This window comes from Rhizobium sp. WYCCWR10014 (assembly GCF_001657485.1).
Lineage (GTDB): Bacteria > Pseudomonadota > Alphaproteobacteria > Rhizobiales > Rhizobiaceae > Rhizobium.
In genome coordinates, this window is record NZ_LXFU01000027.1 from 303,806 (window position 1) to 322,359 (window position 18,554).

16 protein-coding genes and 1 tRNA gene are annotated in these 18,554 nt (G+C 62.0%); 3 read left to right on the forward strand and 14 right to left on the reverse strand.

The window, feature by feature from the left end:
* Nucleotides 1-178: 178 nt before the first annotated feature.
* The 7 genes from A6U98_RS08040 to bcsN form a co-directional block, all read right to left on the reverse strand.
* Nucleotides 179-255: transfer RNA gene (locus tag A6U98_RS08040), tRNA-Pro, on the reverse strand.
* A 98-nt stretch (nucleotides 256-353) separates the two neighbouring features.
* On the reverse strand, nucleotides 354-1,022 hold the full coding sequence (locus A6U98_RS08045; protein WP_064649164.1) for an HAD family hydrolase: 669 nt from the start codon (nucleotides 1,020-1,022) through the stop codon (nucleotides 354-356).
* 112 nt (nucleotides 1,023-1,134) lie between these two features.
* Nucleotides 1,135-3,492, reverse strand: coding sequence for a hypothetical protein (locus A6U98_RS08050; RefSeq protein WP_064649166.1), 2,358 nt, complete (start codon nucleotides 3,490-3,492; stop codon nucleotides 1,135-1,137).
* Nucleotides 3,489-4,535, reverse strand: coding sequence for a glycosyl hydrolase family 8 (locus A6U98_RS08055; protein WP_064649168.1), 1,047 nt, complete (start codon nucleotides 4,533-4,535; stop codon nucleotides 3,489-3,491). Before A6U98_RS08055 ends, A6U98_RS08050 begins: the two co-directional genes overlap by 4 nt.
* Nucleotides 4,532-6,997: a cellulose biosynthesis cyclic di-GMP-binding regulatory protein BcsB gene (locus tag A6U98_RS08060; protein ID WP_064649170.1), complete on the reverse strand. Its 2,466-nt coding sequence runs from the start codon at nucleotides 6,995-6,997 to the stop codon at nucleotides 4,532-4,534. The genes A6U98_RS08055 and A6U98_RS08060 overlap by 4 nt, the downstream gene beginning before the upstream one ends.
* On the reverse strand, nucleotides 6,994-9,186 hold the full coding sequence (bcsA, locus tag A6U98_RS08065; protein WP_064649172.1) for a UDP-forming cellulose synthase catalytic subunit: 2,193 nt from the start codon (nucleotides 9,184-9,186) through the stop codon (nucleotides 6,994-6,996). Before bcsA ends, A6U98_RS08060 begins: the two co-directional genes overlap by 4 nt.
* A 58-nt stretch (nucleotides 9,187-9,244) precedes the next feature.
* Nucleotides 9,245-10,222: a cellulose biosynthesis protein BcsN gene (bcsN, locus tag A6U98_RS08070; RefSeq protein WP_064649174.1), complete on the reverse strand. Its 978-nt coding sequence runs from the start codon at nucleotides 10,220-10,222 to the stop codon at nucleotides 9,245-9,247.
* Nucleotides 10,223-10,547: 325 nt separating this feature from the next.
* On the opposite strand from bcsN, the gene A6U98_RS08075 reads away from it, so the two are divergent.
* Entirely contained in the window at nucleotides 10,548-10,862 is a 315-nt protein-coding gene (locus A6U98_RS08075; protein ID WP_064649176.1) for a DUF1236 domain-containing protein, read from the forward strand.
* Between the two features lie 40 nt (nucleotides 10,863-10,902).
* Here the strand turns inward: A6U98_RS08075 and A6U98_RS08080 are convergent, their stop codons facing one another.
* Nucleotides 10,903-12,549 (reverse strand): response regulator, encoded by a 1,647-nt coding sequence (locus A6U98_RS08080; RefSeq protein ID WP_064649178.1) that lies wholly within the window; start codon nucleotides 12,547-12,549, stop codon nucleotides 10,903-10,905.
* A 368-nt stretch (nucleotides 12,550-12,917) separates the two neighbouring features.
* Here A6U98_RS08080 and A6U98_RS08085 point away from each other — a divergent pair, with 368 nt between their 5' ends.
* Nucleotides 12,918-13,265: a response regulator gene (locus A6U98_RS08085; RefSeq protein ID WP_017959885.1), complete on the forward strand. Its 348-nt coding sequence runs from the start codon at nucleotides 12,918-12,920 to the stop codon at nucleotides 13,263-13,265.
* Between the two features lie 9 nt (nucleotides 13,266-13,274).
* On the opposite strand, the gene A6U98_RS08090 is transcribed toward A6U98_RS08085, so the two are convergent.
* From A6U98_RS08090 to A6U98_RS08115, 6 genes are all read right to left on the reverse strand, one after another.
* Nucleotides 13,275-13,814 (reverse strand): MerR family transcriptional regulator, encoded by a 540-nt coding sequence (locus A6U98_RS08090; protein ID WP_020049428.1) that lies wholly within the window; start codon nucleotides 13,812-13,814, stop codon nucleotides 13,275-13,277.
* Between the two features lie 151 nt (nucleotides 13,815-13,965).
* Entirely contained in the window at nucleotides 13,966-14,304 is a 339-nt protein-coding gene (locus A6U98_RS08095) for an integration host factor subunit alpha (RefSeq protein WP_064649180.1), read from the reverse strand.
* Between the two features lie 104 nt (nucleotides 14,305-14,408).
* Complete coding sequence (locus A6U98_RS08100) at nucleotides 14,409-15,380, reverse strand: beta-ketoacyl-ACP synthase III (RefSeq protein WP_026160184.1); 972 nt, start codon at nucleotides 15,378-15,380, stop codon at nucleotides 14,409-14,411.
* Nucleotides 15,381-15,400: 20 nt separating this feature from the next.
* The gene (gene plsX / locus A6U98_RS08105) at nucleotides 15,401-16,447 is read right to left on the reverse strand and encodes a phosphate acyltransferase PlsX (RefSeq protein WP_003547225.1); all 1,047 of its coding nucleotides are present in this window, start codon (nucleotides 16,445-16,447) and stop codon (nucleotides 15,401-15,403) included.
* 98 nt (nucleotides 16,448-16,545) lie between these two features.
* Complete coding sequence (locus A6U98_RS08110; protein WP_064649182.1) at nucleotides 16,546-17,100, reverse strand: DUF177 domain-containing protein; 555 nt, start codon at nucleotides 17,098-17,100, stop codon at nucleotides 16,546-16,548.
* An 11-nt stretch (nucleotides 17,101-17,111) separates the two neighbouring features.
* The gene (locus tag A6U98_RS08115) at nucleotides 17,112-17,768 is read right to left on the reverse strand and encodes a ubiquinol-cytochrome C chaperone family protein (RefSeq protein ID WP_064649185.1); all 657 of its coding nucleotides are present in this window, start codon (nucleotides 17,766-17,768) and stop codon (nucleotides 17,112-17,114) included.
* A gap of 137 nt (nucleotides 17,769-17,905) precedes the next feature.
* Here A6U98_RS08115 and A6U98_RS08120 point away from each other — a divergent pair, with 137 nt between their 5' ends.
* Nucleotides 17,906-18,439 carry an outer membrane protein assembly factor BamE gene (locus A6U98_RS08120; protein WP_064649187.1) on the forward strand — a complete coding sequence of 178 codons (534 nt, stop codon included), beginning with the start codon at nucleotides 17,906-17,908 and terminating at the stop codon, nucleotides 18,437-18,439.
* The last annotated feature ends 115 nt before the right edge of the window (nucleotides 18,440-18,554 follow it).

The window sequence follows — 18,554 nt, forward strand, 5'->3', positions numbered from 1 at the left end:
CGAGGGCCTACCACTCTTTGCAGGAACGACGCTACTGCCGGCTTACACCATGAACAAATGACATTTTCGTTCGGTACGTCGGTTCCCGTTTCAGCATTTCTGCCTATGTCTCGTTCCGTCTTCCGCCGCCAGCGGGACGAAGAAAGTGACATTCTGACTGGGATTTCAAGGGGATAAATGGTCGGGGCGACTGGACTCGAACCAGCGACCCCTTGACCCCCAGTCAAGTGCGCTACCGGGCTGCGCTACGCCCCGACCTGCCGAAACGGCTTGCTTCGTTTAGTTTTTCAGCGCGTGCAATGCAAGCGGAAAAACCTTGCCTCCAACAAAAAGGCGGCGGTTTGAGCCAATGGTCAGATCGCCGCGAGCTTCAGCCGGCCTTCGGCGGTCCGGCGGGGCTGCCATGTCTGGTAGTTGGCGATTGAAAAATGCGGTGTTTCGAAGGGCGTGGCGTGGGTTTCGGTGATGACGGTGACGTCGGCGCCGGCTGCCTCGCCGGCGAGGATGCCGGCGACCGCATCTTCGAAAACCAGGCATTTTTTCGGATCGACACCGAGACGGCTTGCGCCAAGCAGATATCCTTCGGGGCTGGGCTTGCCTGATTTGACCTCCTGGCCGCTGACGATGACCCTCGGCATCGGGATGCCGGCAGCGGCCATGCGGCGCCTGGCGAGCTCGATCGGCGCCGAAGTGACGATTGCCCATCGCCCCTCAGCGATGGCGGAGAGGAAGCGGACGGCGCCGGGGATCTCGACAATGCCGGAGACATCCTCCATTTCCTCGGCGAGCAGCAGATCCGCCTCATGGGCAGGATCGACGCCGGGCAGGCCAAGCCCGCGGATGACGTCGGAGGCGCGGATGCCGTGGATCGTCTTCAGGAAGACCTCCGGCTCGAAGCCGTGGCGTCTTGCCCATTCACTCCAGACGCGTTCGACAACGGCAATGGAATTCAAGAGCGTTCCGTCCATGTCGAAAAGGAAGGCGTCATAAGATCTGTCGAGGATTTCATGGAGAGCGGGCACGGGCGTTTCCTTGCGTGTCCACAGCGCCGCTCGTCTTTAAAGACGCGCAAAGGGATGCTGTGGCATTTAATGCTACGCAGGCGACTAGCGGAGAGTGAAAGCGACGTCAACGTCAGTTGCTGGTGTCTGGGTGGGTGACGTTACGGACGTCGGCAAGACCGCGGGCGCCGTCGCGGCTGCCGGTCGCGGCAGCGGCTTCGAAGATACGGGTCGCATCGCCGTACATTTTGAGATTGAGGTAGCAATAGCCGCGCAGAACCATCAGGTCGATGCGCTCCTGCTGCAGCTGGGCGCGCTGATCGAGATAGATGAGGGTTTCGCGGTAACGTCCGGCGTCGAAGGCTGATAGCGCACGGTCTGCGAGGATCGCCACCTGGAGCTCGGCGGCGCGCTGGCGGTTCTGCGGCGCCTTGGTGGCGGCGACAGCGGCATTGCCGGAGAGGCCCGCGCGCAGATAGGCAAGGCTTTGGCCATAGGCTGCGTCTTCGCGGACCTTGCGGGCCGGACTCTGCAATGCCGCCTCGAAGGCCGAGATCGCCTCCATCGGCCGGTTGATATCCATCAGACACCAGCCGCGCGACAGCGCGTCGGCCGGCTTAAGCTGCCCCGCATCGATTGTCGTCGAGCAGCCGCGCGTCTGGCGTGGACCGCGCGGAACGGTCACCGTGTCCATCGCCGGTCTCGCCGCACGAACGACCACTTCCGAACCCGGCTGCAGGGTGACGCGGCGCTCTGCCGGAAGCGGCTCGGCCGGCGGACGCTGCGTCGGTTGAGCCGGTTGCTGTGCGGCAAGCGCCCCCTTCGCCGGCGGCGGCATGACGGCGTTCGGCGTCAGGGAGGACGTGTCTTCGAGATTGGTGATCCGGCTCGACCGGCCGGCCCAGGCGCGCTGGAGGTCGAGCACGGCCTTGAGGTCGCTCAGTTGCTCGCGGGTGATGACAAGGCCATAGGCGGACGGTTCGTCATCGGGTTTCCAGGCAAGCGCCGTCTCGAACCAGCGCGCGGCGGTCTGGAACTGGTTGAGGGAGCGGGCATACCAGCCGAATTGCTGCGCCGTCGGCACATATTTCCGGGCGATGACCTCGGTGGCGATGCGGTGCAGCACGTCTTCGGCCAGATCGGCCGGCGGCTGCAACGCCATCAGGTTGGCGGTGGCGGCGAGATAGGTTGATGTCGCATCATCGGAATCGGCGCGCCAGCGGAACATCACGTCCTCGGCTTCCTCAGGCGCCTTGCGGGCGATCAGCGCCAGCGCCAACCCCTGGGAAGCGGCCACCGAATCTTCCTTGGCTCGGGCGGCGCGGAACCATTTTTCGGCATCCGCATCATTGTTGCGGCGAAGCTGGTACCAGCCGAGCAGCAGCGCATCCGAGGCAAGACCTTGGGTCGCGGCGAGCTTTTCGAGGCGGGCGACATAATCGGGCGCGATGGCGAGATTCGGATCGTCATTGCCTTCGGCCATGAAGCGCCGGGCGAGGTTATCACGGATCGTATCGAATTCCCTACTGCCGTCGGCGGCAGGCCTCTCCAGCGCGAGCAGCGCCTGCATCGGCTGGTAGGAAAGCAGCGTCGAGGCCTTTTCGACCGTCGCCTGCCGCTCGGCGGGATTGGTGCAGTTCTTCAGGATATAGGCATAAGCATCCTGGCCGCGCTGCGCCCTCTCCGTCTGGATGAAGGCGTCGGCGACGCGCCAGAGAATATCGATCTCACTGCAGGTGAGCAGGCTCGGTGTTGCGGCAGCGGTATCGACCACCGTCGCATATTGCTTGAGGTCCGAAGCATTGACGAGCCGGGCGCGGGCCTCGGCGACGTCGAGCCGGTCGAGCAGATCGGCCGGCGGCTGCCATCGGGCATCGGCTGCCTGGCGGTCGGCGACCGCCTTGCGCAGCTCCGCATAGCGGCCATCGGAATAGAGCTGCCACATGGCCTCGAGCTGCTTGTCGCCATTCTGCGGCACGGCGAGCGGATCGGCTGGTGGAACCCAGTTCGGATAGAGCGCCTGAAGGCGGGAGATTTCGGCCTGCAGGCGCACCTTGTCGCCGCGGCTGGCGAAATAACGAAGCGCACTTTCATCGACGGCAGGCTGCGGCGCCGCGGCCGCCTGCTGTGGTGCCGGCGGCTCGGAAACGATGGGGGGTGTGACTGGTGCCGGCTCGGCGACCGTCTGAGCCGGCGGAGCAGCCGTCTGAGGTGCCGCAGGCTGCGATGCAGCGGCATCCGGTTCGGACGTGTCCGGTGTTGGCGGCGGCGAAGTGATCGCCTCTATCTTCTCGGCGACGAGTTGCGCATTGAATTCCGGATTGCCGGCAGGACCATCCGGCTTGATGCGGCCCATCATCATCAGCTCCGGCGCCGGCTTGCCGGCGGCCCCAAGGCCGAACTTTTCCTGCAGAGCGGCACGATCTTTCAGCCCGGTGACGAGGGACGCCACCACGACTGCCGCTGAAATCGCCACGAGAGAAGACTTCACAGACACTCCGGATGCTTCTCCCCGATATAGGCCAGCCCCAGCAGTTGAAGCGTGGACGGATAATAGAGTGCGGGCGCAAATTGCAGGGCCGAGACCGGCAACTTGGTCCCATCGACTACACAGGCCACAACATCGTTAACAATTCGATAACCGGGATCCGACAGCACAGCCTTCGGCCGGCCGGTGGTCAGATCGATGGTGGCGGGAACGCCGTCTTGCGACATCCCTTGTTGCAAGCGGGTCAGCAGCGCCTTGTCGGTGACGCCGCCACGAGCCAGATAGAGCGGGATGCGGATGGCATTGTAGGCAAACTCGGCGTCGAAACCCTGCGCCGGCTGCGGCTGGCCGCTGAGACTGACCCATTCGGCGGGAAGCTTGCGCGGACCGAACTGCATCGTCTTCAACAGCGTTAGGCCATCGTCGGACAGTTTTTGCCAGGCATCCGACGGAGCGAGCGCCGCCATCACCGGAATCGCCTCGTAAATCCAATAGGACGGGTTGACGACGGGACCGTCCTCACGGTCGGCAGCGGCAAAACCCTGGCTTCCCGGCAACAGGAGTGTGTGGCCGGACGAGTACACGACGGTTTCGGCAAGCAGCGCCTGCGCCATCCGGGAGGCGGCGAGGATATAGTCGTTGCGTTTCCACGCCGTGCCGGCAAGCGCCAGCGCATAAGCGATCAGCATGTCGCCATCCGAGGCGTTGTTGGTGTCGGTGACGTGCGGCTTGACGTTCGGATCCCATTTCCAGACCGCCAGGCCATCGTCGCGCAACAGCAGCTCGGTGCGGGTAAAATACCAGATCTGTTCGAAGTCGGCGGGGCTGGCTGCGAGATAGGCGAGCAGCATGCCATAGCCCTGCCCTTCGCTGTGGCTGATATTGCCGTTGCCGTTATCGACGATGCGGCCGGTCGCATCGAGAAACTTCGCCTTGTAGGCAGCCCATGCGCCGGCATTGATCATCGCCTGCTGGGCGACGGCGGGCGGGGCCGCCGGGGCGAGCGCGACCGTTGCCGCCAGCAGGAGCGCGCGCCACCGCCTCATTTGGACCGGCCCAGCTTTTTGAGCATGCTTGAGGTGGTGACGCCGATCAGCAACAGGAAGACGACCAGCAGAAAGGCATAGGAGAGGATATTGGTCGACAGCCAATTGGCGGCGATGAGGCGGTAATTGGCGATCGACCACGGGGTGGACGGCACGAAATCAAAGCGGGTGACGGGTACCGTGTCGATCTTACCTGTTTTGCTTGAATAGGTGGTGATGTGGCCTGATATCTGCGGCCAGTTCAACTGCTCGGTCACGACCTCTAGCCCCGCGCGCAAATCCTTCGCCGACGGTGCCGTCACCACGGTCCATGAGCCGGCTCCCGCGGGGCTGGAGCCCTGGGCAACCATGAGCGTGGCGGCGTTGGGCGGGGTAAAGATCTCGTCGGCGCCAGGGATGAATTGCAGCGAACTGCGGGAGATATCGAAATTGCGCGACAGCCACTCGCGGAAAGCGGTGATCCGGTTGCGCAGGACACCGCCGCTGACCTTGGAGTTCCACTCCTCGAAGGCCGTACCGGTATCGACGACGCCTACCTGCGTTTCGACGACGGGGCGCCACGAGGCCTGGCTCGCCGTCGAAATATTGGTCTGCGTCAGCGCAGTTGCCGGCATCTGCGAGATGGAACCGATGAAGATGGCGTCGCGATCGCCGATCATGTTCGGCGAGGCGACGGTTTCGACGGCGATCGGATGGCCGGCCGTAATCGCCATCTGGCCGAGCAACGTGGCGGCGGCCGAAAGCGTGTCGGCATCGACGCGGTCGATGAAGAGCGGCGTCGGTTCCGTAGCCCGACCATAGGGATAGGCGGTGCCGGCCATCGCGGCCAGGTTCGGACGCTGACCGACGCGGGCAAAATCCGGAATCTGCAGCTCGGACGTATCGAACAGGGCAAAGCGCGGGGTGGCGCCGGCGGTCGAGCCCGGCGCGCAAGCCGCATCGTCCTTGGTCATCAGGATCGCCTCGATCGCCACCGAATTGAGACCGGGCTTGAAGTGCCGCATCGTCACGCGGATCGGCAGGTGACGGAGAATGCCGCCTGATGTCGTGGTGATCGGCACGGTGGAGGCGATGTTGTCGTTGACGTAGATATCGATGTGGCTGCCGGGCAGCACGTTATCGGTATAGGCGGCGTCGAGCAGCACCTTCGCCTCGCCATAGGCATTGGCATAAAAATCGGCCGGCACAGCGATATTGAAGCTGGTCCGCAACCGCCGGCCGGAGAATTCGGTGGTCTTCACACCGAGCTGAGACAGGGCGATGTTCGTATCGGAAAAGACCAGCGGCGCGTTCGGCGCGCTCCAGCGCTCGGTGGTCAACACGTCGCGGCGAACATCCGAAGACCGGTCTGTCGGCGAGACAATGGTATCGATCGCCGAGGAGACCGCCTGCCAGGAGGGGCCGCTGATCAGAAGTACCGGCAAGCCGCTGCGCGGATCGGTGACGAAAGCGGCGAGTGCTGCACTTTCGGCGCCGGGCGGCAGGCCGGGAAAAAGCGGCCGCAGTTCCGCCGCAGTACCGACGAGCACGCTGAGCTTGCCAGGCCCGCCGGCCGGAAGCGAAGCGGTACTGAAGGCGAAGATCTGGTTCGGCATGCTGCTCAGCACCGACAGGCCCTGCGCCAGCCGCAGCAGCGGCTTAGTGGTTCCCGGCTGCTCAAGCGCCGGGACAACGATGTCGAACTCCGTCTTGCCGGCACCGTCGACGCCGATGGCCCTGATTGCGTCGGCGCTCGATAGCTGGGCGGCGTCCCTGCCGGCAAAGCTCAGATAGGTTCCGGCCGGATCGATATTCGACCACAGTTCATAGGTGGATTGAATACTGCAATCGGTGCGGTGGCGCTGATCGGCTTCGAAGGTGACGAGATTGGCGCCCGGCTGCAGCAGACCGGGCGGAACCTCGAACGTGACGGTCGACGGACCATCCGGCGAGCCGACCCGCTGCTGGCCGATCGGGCGATTGTTGAGATAGACGGTCAGCGCCGAGGCCTCCGGCGCGACGACGATCGAATTCTGGTAGGCGAAGGTGAAGCTTGCCTTGGCCGCCGCCTGTTCCGGCGTCAGATAGACCGACCATGACCGGCGGTCGTATTCGCCGCCGAGGCCGAGTTTGGAAAAGGGCACGACAAAGCGACGGACATCACCGGGGCGCGGCGGCGCAACGGGGTTTGCCACCGCGGCTGGCTGGGGCTCGGGCACCGCCGGCTGCGGTTGGGCGGCGATCGGCGGAGGAACGGGAGCAGGAGCAGCCGGGGTCGCAGGTGCGGGTATGACGGAAACCGGAGGCGTGACGGGAACCGGCGCTGTGGCTGCGGGCGGAGCAGGCGGCGTGGGCGGCGTCAATCTTGGGGTAACGGACGCACCGGGCGGCCGCTCGCCGGACATGTCGAAGGGTGCCGTCTGCGCCTGGGCGAAGGCGGAGGCATTCAGCAGGAGAAGCGAAGCGGCAACGATCCTTCTCATCCGGCGTTGACCTTTGCCGCCTGCTGCTGGGCTTCTCGCTCCGGCCGCATGCTGCGGAAGAAGTAAACGAGGCCGCGGCTCGTCTGGTAGAACGACATGCCGAGAAACCAGATGGTGCCGCGGATCAGGCCCGGATTGTGGCGGCGCGAGGCCTGGAACTGGGTCCATTGATCGGAATTGGCAAACATCAGGTCGGCGATCAGGCGATGGTCGAGCGCGCTTTTCGGCACGTACTGACAGCCGACATTGCTGATATCGCCCGACGGCTCGATGTTGCGGACGATGAGCGGCAGGGTTTCCAGATCCGCGCCGCTATAGGGCCGGAAGCGGATTTCGCCGACGGCGCCGACCAGCATCTCGTCGAGATGCTTGTTGAAGATGTGAAGCCTTGCGCCGTGGACGGAGACGTCTTCGATCGAGGCCGTGTACCACTTGCCGTTGGCGCCGAATTCGCAGCGCCGGTTGACGCGGACGCGGCGGGACGAGGCGCGCTCGCCGCGCTCCGACACGACACCCAGCGCGCAGCCGGCCATGATCAGGTTGATGACATTCCATCCACCGACGACGAGCGTGACGTCGGCCTTATAGGGCTCGGCATAAATCTTGTAGATGGTGATGATGAGCGCGACGATCTGCACCGCAAAGATGACGAAGAACGGACGGCTGATTTCCGACAGTCGGCTGACGGCGATCGATTCGTCCTTGGCAGTGACCTTGAAGGTCGGCTTCCGTGGATTGAGCATGACGGAGACGACCGCCGGCAGCAGATGCACGGTCTGGACATATTCGTAGAGCTCGGAAATCCAGGGCCAGCGGAACGACCCGTAGAGGTAGTTCTGCATCATCAGATTCACGAGCATATAGGCAAGCGTATAGGCAAGGAACTCACCGCCCGAGGCTGTGAAGATTTCCAGATCGAAGAACAGGTAGAAGAGCGGCGCAAACAGAAAGATCGTGCGCGGGAACGGGAAGAGCCAGAAAAGCGTGGAGGACATGTAGCAGAAGCGCTGCGGGATCGTCAGGCCGCGCTTCAGAAGCGGAAAGCGGAAGCGCAGGATCTGCATCATGCCCTGCGCCCAGCGGCTGCGCTGGCCGATGAAGCTTGCAAAGGTGGCTGGCTGCAGGCCCGCGATCAGCGGCTTGTCGACATAGATACTGTTCCAGCCACTGCCGTGGAGCGCCAACGCCGTCTCGCAATCCTCGGTGATGCTGATGCCGCTGAAACCGTTCTGCGATTCGAGCGCCTTGCGGCTCAAAACTGCGGCCGAGCCGCAGAAGAAGGCGGCGTTCCATTTATCGAGGCCGCGCTGGATGATGCCGTAGAACATCTCGTTCTCGCTTGGCATCTTGTCGAAGGTGCGCAGGTTGCGTTCCAGCGGATCGGGATTGATGAAGAAGTGCGGGGTCTGGACGAGGAAGAGCTTCGGATCGTCTTTGAAGTAACCGACAGTCTCCAGCAGGAAATCGCGGGCCGGCGCGTGGTCGGCATCGAAGACGGCGATGAGTTCGCCGGTGGAATGTTTCATGCCGTTGTTGAGATTACCGGCCTTGGCGTGCTCGTTGCGGTCGCGCGTGAGGTAGTGGACATCGAGATCGTCGCAGAGCTGCTTCAGCTCGATATGGCGGGCAGCCGCCGCCTGGGCTTCGAGCAGCTTGCCGGAATTGCGCTTCTGCAAGGTGGCGCCGTCGTCGAGCAGCCAGACATGCAGCTTCTCCGCCGGATAATCCATGGCCTTGGCGGCGGCCAGCGTGTTTCCCAGCAGGCCGGCATCCTCGTTGTAGGATGGCACGAAGACGTCGACATGAGGGAAACGCTCATTCTTGGCGGCACGCGAGGGGCGCGACGGCAGCGGTGTCGCGACGATGAAGAGGCTGAGCGCCAGCATCGCGACGCTATACATTTCGGCCAGATAGAGCAGCAGGCCGGGAATGAAATTTTCCAGCTGATTCACAGGCGGCAGCGTATTGGTGGTGCGCCAGTAGACATAACGCAGCACGATCGATGTGCCGAAGGCGAGCGCCACCAGGCGCCACGTCCCCTCGCCCTTCAGCACCTTGATCAGCGCCATGACGGTCACGACCGTGATGCTGGTGATGAGCTGTGTCTGCAGGTTGACCGGCAGCGTGATCAGCACGATCATGCAGAGCGAAACCACGGCCCATATGATGACACTGCGGGCTTTGCGCATCGACGTTCCTTCGAAATTGCTTAACCGGGGCACCATTTGGCGCCCGCGGGCATGCTCATTATCGTCGGCAGGCGGCCGTCATGGCCGCGTCGCCTATGCAGTCAGGCGAAGGCACGGTGACGCCGATCGCCCTTACCGATTGTTCGATTGGCGCAGCGGCCGCAGCCGGCCTTGCGCTCGTCTGTGGCGCCTCGCCCGGCAGCGGCACGCGCGGGCCGATGGGTGCCGGCACCGCTGCGACGCCTTGAGCCGGTTGCGCGGCCGAGGCGCTGCGAACGGCGGCGCGCGGCCGGGTGACAATGGCAGGCGCCGGCTCGTAGCCGATCGGCATCGGGCTGGCGCGATAACCGCCCTCGTCGGGATAGATCGGCGCGCCGGTGCGCCCGAGTGCAGCATCGGCGGGCGGCGGATTGCCGTAAGGATTCCAGACCTCGCCGTCGAAGGTGCCGGTGACGGTGTAGCCATAGACGATGCCGAGCAGCTGGCGCTCGCTCGCCCTCGCATCGCAAAGGCGCAGGCGCAGCTGGATCATGCCGAAATTACGCGCCTGGGTATTGGCGTTGGTGCTCGAGCGGATCTGCTGCCAGGCATAGACGCAGGTGTCGCCGGCACGGCTTCGGCCGGAGGCATAGCCGAAAGGGCCATAGGCGTTCTGCAGAAAGGTCGCTGACGTCGCCATCGGCACGCCGGGGGCCGAACGGGCCACCTCGCGGGCAATGCCGCTCTCATTGATCTTGCTGAAGCCGGCATTGCCGGCGCCGGGATTGGCCCCCGACGCGCCGAAGAACTGGATCTTCAGGGAATTCTGACCGGGCACGGAGGATGACGTAAACAGCGAGATCGTCTGCTCGACGCCGTTGCCGCGCTTGCGCTCGACGACGCTGACGATCGACGGGCCGCCCGGCGGCGGCAGCACCAGCGCCTTTTCAGGCGCCACGGTTTCCGGCGCGGAAGGCTGGCGCACACTGCCCGTCGATGAGCAGCCGGCCATCATGCCCGCCACGGCCACCAGCAATATCGTCTTTAGCAAGCGCATATGTCGAGCCGCCGCAATCGTCTTTCTAGAGATCCATTCGCAAGCCGAAACGCGAGGGATCGTCGAATCAACGACCGGTTGGTCGTCCGTTCAGAATAAACGTCCAACATGGTTAGCGAAAAGTAAACAAGCGAGCTCTAACATCCCCATCTGCACTCTTTTCCAACGCTGTTCAGACGGCTCAACCGTATGATGTAAAAATTAATTTAGTAACAACTTAAATGCTCTCATTGCGTCTGTTACCGCTGTCGCGAAAAGCCCGCGGGGAACTATGCCGCATGGCCCGCGTTGCCTTGGTGTCTCAGGTAGGAAAAGGAGAAATCCCATGCGCAAGACCATGCTGGCTGCGGCCGCCATGCTGACCATCAGCTCTGCCGCCTTCGCGCAGAGCACCGTCATCGTCACAGATCCCGCACCGACCGGCTCCGTCGTATTGCCCGGCGAGGTGCGCACCTATGTGATGGAGCAAAACACACCTTCTGTCGTCTATGATGGCGATATCGCGGTCGGCGCGACGCTGCCCGATACCGTCGAAGTGCACACCGTGCCTGACGTCGACGGCTATGGCTATACAGTCGTCAATGAGCGGCGCGTGATCGTCGAGCCGAAAACCCACCGCGTCATCCAGGTCCTGGAATAACGCGGGTCAAAAATTGCGGACGTGCGGCCGTATTCCGGCTTCACGTCCGCTCGTCTCCCACCCTCACCGCGACATTCAGAAGTTCGCGGATCTTATGAGCGAGCTGTTCCAGGCTGAAGGGCTTGGCGAGCAGGGAAACGCCGTGATCGAGCACGCCATTATGGACAATGGCATTGCGGGTGTAGCCCGTCGTGTAGAGGATCCGGATTGCCGGCCACTTTTCCTGGACGATATCGGCAAGCTGGCGGCCGCTCATCTGCGGCATGACGATATCGGTGAAGATCAGGTCGACTGCCGAATTCTGCTCGAGAAGCATAAGAGCCTCCATACCGCTAGCCGCCTGCAATACGGTGTAACCGAGTTCATGCAGGCTTTCGGCAGTCATGGTGCGGACGTTCTCATCGTCCTCCACCACCAGGATCGTATCTTTGACGCTGCCCTGAGGAAGCGGCTGGGCGCCGGCGACATTCAACCGGGCATCCGCCGTGCCGACATGACGGGGAAGATAGATCTTCAACGTCGTGCCCCTGTCTATCTCTGAATAGATCTTGATGTGGCCGCCGCTCTGCTTGATGTAGCCATAGACTTGGCTGAGGCCGAGACCGGTGCCTTTGCCGGGTCCCTTGGTCGTATAGAACGGGTCGAAGGCGCGTTCGACCACCTCCGGCGACATGCCGGTGCCGGTGTCAGTCATGCTGACCATCACATATTGACCTGCCTCGACCTCCGAATGCATGCGCGAATATCGCTCGTCGAGTTCGGTATTGGCGGTCTCGATCGTCAGATTTCCGCCGCCTGGCATGGCATCGCGAGCATTGACGGCAAGGTTCAGGATGGCATTCTCGAGCTGGCTCAAATCGGCAAAGCTCGGCCAGAGACCGCCGGCAAGCACGGTCTCGATCCGGATGTGCTCGCCCAGCGTGCGCCGCAGCAGCTCCGACATGCCGCCGACCAGCTTATTGAGGTCGATCACCTCCGGGGCGAGCGGCTGCTGGCGCGAGAAGGCGAGAAGACGCGCGGTCAGCACCGCCGCTCTCTGCGCACCATCTCTGGCGTTCTGGATGGAGTGTAGCAGGCGGGGATCCTCGCTGCCGCTCAGGCGCCGCTGGGCGAGATCGAGATTGCCGATGATGATCGCCAGCATATTGTTGAAATCATGGGCGACGCCGCCGGTCAGCTGGCCGATCGTTTCCATCTTCTGCAGCTGGCGGACCTGCGCCTGAGCGGCGGCATTCTCTTCCATCTCATGCCTGAGCTCGGCAGTGCGCTGGGCCACTGTCTGTTCGAGGCGCGTGTTGAAGCTGGCGAGCTCGCTGCGAAGGCGGCTCTGCCTGCCATGGGCGATGATGATCATCTCCATCAGGCCGACGATGATCACGGCATTGATGAGATAGGTGGAAAGGCCGACCCATTGGCCGGCGCTGGCCGGCCAGAAAACATTGTGCGGCTCGACGAAAAACTGCTGGACAATGAAACCGGCAACCAATGTCGCGACAAAGCCCGGCCCGGCGCCGCCTATGAAACTCGCGAGCAATATCGCCGGAAGGAAGCTCAGGAAGGGAAATCCGGAGAGAGTGTCGCTGGCCGCAAGCCTCAGAAGAAACGTCAGGCCCACGAAGGCAATGGCCAGCGGATATGTATAACCCGGCCTGTGACGCAGCCAATCCGTGGCACTCAGCAAATCCATTCGACACCCCTTCTTGCATCTTTTCGAGAGCCGAAAAAGACGCTGCAACACTTTGAATTGCTGCATAATTTTTTCGATAAATCGATTCCGATTTATGGAGTTATGCAGGAGCCGTTGCGGAGACGGCATTCCAGCTTTTGCACATCGAATTTCAACCGGCAATATGCTGTTTCTCGCACTGCCGGCCATGACGTCTTGACGAGCCGTGCAAGCAGTCCACATAAACCTCCATGCCTAAAGCGTGTCGCAATCTTTCAGATTCGCTCCTTGCGCTTTAGGTCTTTGTTTTTACGCATGTCGTTATCGCAAAACCGCGGCACACTTTTGCGCGACATGTTTTAGCAAGGGGGCAATGGGTGGACCGGATCATGAAAGACATATTCATCGTCGAAGACGACGCGCTGATTGCCATGCTGCTCGAGGACATGCTCGCCGATCTGGGCTACCGGGTCTGCGCCAGCGCGCCCGACCTGGAACGGGCGCTGACAGCCGCCAGGGATACGGAGTTCGATGCTGCCATACTCGATGTCTCGCTTGCCGGGCAGAGTTCGCTGCCGGTCGCAAAGCTGCTCGACGAACGCGGAAAACCCTATCTCTATGCGACGGGATACGGCACGCCGCCTGATGGCAGCAGCCCAAGCACGCTGCCCGTGCTGCAAAAACCCTTCCAGCTCAGCGAACTCGAACAGGCAATGAAGCGGCTTACCGAAGCCTGACTTTCCTGTTCAGCGTACCTGATCGAGCAGGCGCTTGCATTCCAGGAGGTCGTAAAGCGCCTCCTGCAGCAACGCCCTGTCTTCCTTGCCAACGCTCGATTTGCCGATCGAGACTTCCTGCTCGTCGTCTCCGGCGACAAAATTGAAGAACCGGCGGGTGATCGGCGGCTTGGCGCGGCCGACGATCTGGTCTTCATCGGCCATGCCGACGCGCGGCTCCCCTGCACCCATGTCCTGCACGCCCGACGCGAGCGCCTCGACGCTGGCGAGATCGCCATGACCGACCGATATGACGAACTTGTTGCCGTTGGTCTTCAGAAGCTTCTGCACACCCTTGATCGTATAGCCATGATCATAGAGCAAATGCCGGATTCCCTTGAGGAGATCGACGTCCTCCGGCCGATAGTAGCGACGGCCGCCGCCGCGCTTCATCGGCTTTATCTGGGGAAAACGGGTCTCCCAGAAGCGCAGCACATGCTGCGGCAGATCAAGATCGTCTGCGACTTCGCTGATGGTGCGAAAGGCATCGGGGCTCTTGTCCAACGTCATGCTGCTACGCGACCTCGCGGCTCGATCCTACGGCGACTCATCATATTTCAACGGTTTGGCGCCGACAATTCAAGTCATGTCTTGACGTTGCGCACAAGGATGGAGAGCGCGAGAGAGAAAAAAAGCCGTTTCCGAAACGGGAAGCCGATTATCAGGGAGCCGGATTCACCGGCTTCAGCTTGATCTTGCGAGCGACATGCGATTTGAGGATGCGAGTCTTCAACACGTTCGACGCCTTGAAGGTCATGACCCGGCGGGGGGAAATCGGAACCTCCTCGCCGGTCTTCGGGTTGCGGCCGATCCGCTCGTTCTTGTCGCGCACCTGGAAGGTGGCGAAGGAGGAAAGCTTGACGGTTTCGCCACGGACGATGGCGTTGCAGATCTCGTCGATGACGGTTTCCACAAGTTCGGCAGATTCGGTGCGGGAAAGCCCAACCTTTCGGAAAACGGATTCCGCCAGGTCTGCTCGCGTCACTGTTTTTCCGGTCATGGTTTCCCCGCCCATACAAATATTTTGTGAAATCGCACGAAGAGTATTTGTCTTGCGCCTTACGGTCAAGCTCTTGTTCGCCGCCAGTTTTTTAGGATTCGTGCCTACCAGCGCAGCAGAACCGCACCCCAGGTAAAGCCGCCACCCATCGCTTCGAGCATCACCAGGTCGCCCTTCTTGATGCGGCCGTCGCCGGCAGCGGTCGCAAGTGCCAACGGGATCGAGGCAGCCGACGTATTGCCGTGCAGGTCGACGGTGATGACGACCTTCGCGGCATCGATGTTCAGCTTCTTCGCCGAACCGTCGATGATGCGGCGATTGGCCTGGTGCGGCACCAGCCAGTCGAGGTCATCGGCGGTGGTGCCGGTCGAATCGAATGCCGCCTGGATAACGTCGGTGATCATGCCAACGGCGTATTTGAAGACCTCGCGGCCTTCCATGCGCAGCTTGCCGACAGTGCCCGTCGTCGACGGTCCGCCGTCAACATAGAGCTTTTCCTTGTGCGAGCCGTCGGAACGCAGATGTGCGGTCAGCACGCCGCGATCGGCAACGGTGCCCTCGCCTTCGGTCGCTTCGAGTATGATCGCGCCGGCGCCGTCGCCGAAAAGCACGCAGGTGGTGCGGTCGTTCCAGTCGAGAATGCGCGAAAAAGTTTCGGCGCCGATGACGAGAACGCGCTTGGCAAGCCCGCCGCGGATATAGGCATCCGCGGTCGTCACCGCATAGACGAAGCCGGTGCAGACGGCCTGGACGTCGAAGGCGAAGCCGTGGTTCATGCCGAGGCGGTTCTGGATGTTGACCGACGTGGCCGGAAACGTGTTGTCCGGCGTCGAGGTGGCACAGATGACCAGATCGATATCGGCAGGCGTCAGGCCGCCATTGGCAAGCGCGGCGCGCGCGGCGGCCTCGCCCAACGACGCCGTCGTTTCGTCATCGCCGGCGACATAACGCTGGCGGATGCCGGTGCGCTGGACGATCCATTCGTCCGATGTGTCGACGATGGCCTCCATGTCACGATTGGTCATCACGCGCTTCGGAAGTGCGGCTCCGAACCCGCGAACCACTGAACGGATCATCTTTGATTGAACCCCATCGCTCATGCCGCTTCCGGGCCCATCGGGGGCAGCCGCTTGGCATGATATTTCTTAAGATCGTTTTCTATTTTCTGATTGAGGCCGTTCTTGGCCATGTCGTAGCCGACTTCGATGGCGGCTGCGATGCCTTCGGCATTCGCCCCGCCATGGCTCTTGATGACGATGCCGTTCAGGCCGAGAAACACGCCGCCATTGACCTTGCTCGGATCGAGCTTCTCGCGAAGCATGTCGAAGGCGCTTTTGGCGAAGAGGTAGCCGATGCGGGCAAGCAGCGTGCGCGACATGGCGGCACGCAGATATTCGCCGATCTGCTTTGCGGTGCCTTCGGCGGTCTTAAGCGCAATGTTGCCGGAAAATCCTTCGGTGACGACGACGTCGACCGTGCCCTTGCCAAGGTCGTTGCCCTCGACGAAGCCGGAATATTCGAGCGAATCAATGTTCGCCTCGCGCAACAGCCGGCCGGCCTCCTTGACCTCCTCCTGGCCTTTCATCTCCTCGACGCCGACGTTGAGAAGGCCGACCGTCGGACGTTCGACCTCGAAAAGCGCGCGCGCCATGGCGCCGCCCATCAGGGCAAAATCCATCAGCTGCTGCGCGTCGGCGCCGATCGTCGCGCCGACATCGAGCACGATGCTCTCACCCTTCAACGTCGGCCAGATCGCGGCAATCGCCGGACGCTCGATATTGGCCATGGTCCGCAGACAGAACTTCGCCATCGCCATCAGTGCGCCGGTATTGCCGGCCGAGACCGCGACATCAGCGTCACCCGTCTTCACTGCCTCGATCGAGCGCCACATGGTGGAGATGTAGCGGCCACGGCGCAGCGCCTGGCTCGGCTTCTCATCCATGGCGACGGCAAGCTCGCAGTCGTGAAAGATCGATTTTTCCTTGAGTTTCGGAAACTTGGCTAGAACCGGATCGCACTGTTCCTTGAGACCATAGAAGACGAAGGAAATATCCGGATGCCGATCCAACGCCTTGGCGGCGCCGGGAATGACAACCTGGGGACCAAAGTCGCCACCCATGAGGTCGAGAGATATTCTGATCACGCGTCCCTGATCCTTCTTTTCGCCGAGGGCGAAATTTCGGCCAAAATACCGGTTTTCGCGTCGCTTACAACTGAATTGTGTCAAATGCCAGAGGGGCTTCAGTCCTTTTTCCAGTCCTTGAGGGCTGCGAAAGCCGAGGGCTTTTTATCGTCCTCGCCGCTGTCTTCGACATGGCCGGCGAATTCGATACCCTGCTTGCGCGGATAGGGATCGATTGCCAGAGCGGCGAATTCTGCAACCACCTCGCCGGCGTCGATCGTATCGCCGACAAAGGTCTCGGGCAGATCAGGACCGTCGGGATCGAGCAGCATCTCGCCGGCGTCATTGCCGGCCTGACGGGCAAGCTTGGAACCCTCCGGCACGAAGATCTGCTCGAAGCTCTCGTCGATGGCGGATTCGACGGGTTCCAGCGTCACGACGCAGGACTGGACGATCCTCGCCTGCACGCGGCCCTTGATGCGCACGCCGTCGCGCTTCCAGCGGGCAATCTGCAGATCGGCGCTGAGATCGTCGACGGAGACGACGTTCCAGGTCTCGGCAAGCGCCTTCAGTTCGCTGGTGTCGGCTTCGACATGGACCTCGACGGGGTTGGCCGAGATGTGGCCGACCTTGACTTGATAGGAGAAGGGAACATCGTCCCGAGCGTTCTTCATCATTTCCTCCTTCAAGCGACCGGTGGGCAGGCGACCGCCGGGAGCGTTGCCGAACCGGTGGTGATCACCTCTTCGGGGACGGCGGACAGATGCGATTCTGCGGCCATCATCCATCCGGCGAGGCCGGTCATATCGGCAGGCGCCGAGGTTTCGGGGTAGATATTGCGCTGAAGGGCGACAGCGAGGGCTTCGGCATCGCCTGTGTCCATTGCCTTCGAATAGGCTTCAAGCCGGCCGTAAAACATACCGGCAAGCTTCTTCATGCGCTTCGGCACGCTGTTGTCGCCGATGCCGAGTTCGCGGATCGAATAGTCGATATCCTGGAAGAAAGCGTCGACGATCTCCTGGGCGATCTCCTGGCCACTGGTGGCGGAAGCACGGGTGCGGCGAAAAAACAGAATCATGGCGATCGACAGCATCTCGAAACGGCCCATGACCGTATCCGGCACATTGAGCCGCTCGTAGAGTTCCGGCATGCGCGCGGCGGCCGCTAACGCCGCATATTGCCTGTCGACGATCGCCTGATTGTTGTTTTTCTTGCGGAAGAGCCCGAAGATCATTGTTTTTTCCGGAAATGACTCATTCTTCATGCCGCCTGGCGTCTGGCCTTGTTGCATGATTTCGAAAGCTGGTTTACCGAAGCAGGCGCGAATTGCAATGCCGATCATGGCCAGTTTCGGGACGACGCCTTCGATGCGTCAGCGAAGCGAATTCGGGAAATTCGACCCGGAATGGCCACAATGGTTTTGCAGGAGGTAAAGCGTGCAAGGCCCCAAATGGCTGCTATCGACACTCAAGGGAGTAGATGTCGTTGAATAAACGGTATTTCAAGTCTGATGTGAAATTCTTCAGCAGTGCGGCCATTGCCTTCATAATCGCCTCCACCACCGCTCTTTCGGGTTGCCAGACCAGCACCGTGCTCAATGGTGGCTACGTCGCCGACCAGCAGTCGCTGAACCTCGTTCCGGAAGGTTCCAGCCGCGAGCAGGTGCTGCTTTCGCTCGGCACCCCGTCGACGACGGCGACCTTCGACGGCGAAGTCTTCTATTACATCTCGCAGCGGCGCACGCGTGCGGTCGCCTTCCAGAAACTGAAGGTCGTCGATCAGAGCGTTCTGGCGATCTATTTTGACAAGGACGGCATCGTCAGCCGCCGCGCCAACTATGCGCTGCAGGACGGCAAGGTGTTCGATACGATCGGACGCGTCACGCCGACCGGCGGCAAGGAACTCACCTTCCTGCAACAGATGCTTTCCGGCGGCAGCGCCGCGAGTGCCGCCCGCAGCCTGTTCGGCGGTGGCGCCGGCGGCACGCCGCAGAACCCAAGCAGCCTGCGCTGATCGGACACGCCCCACACGAAAAACCCGCCGGATCTGAACTGACCCCAATAAGTTGGACGGTTTAAAGGCTGGTTAGATTTAAGGGCTGAGTTCTGTATTGCACAGGGCTCAGCCC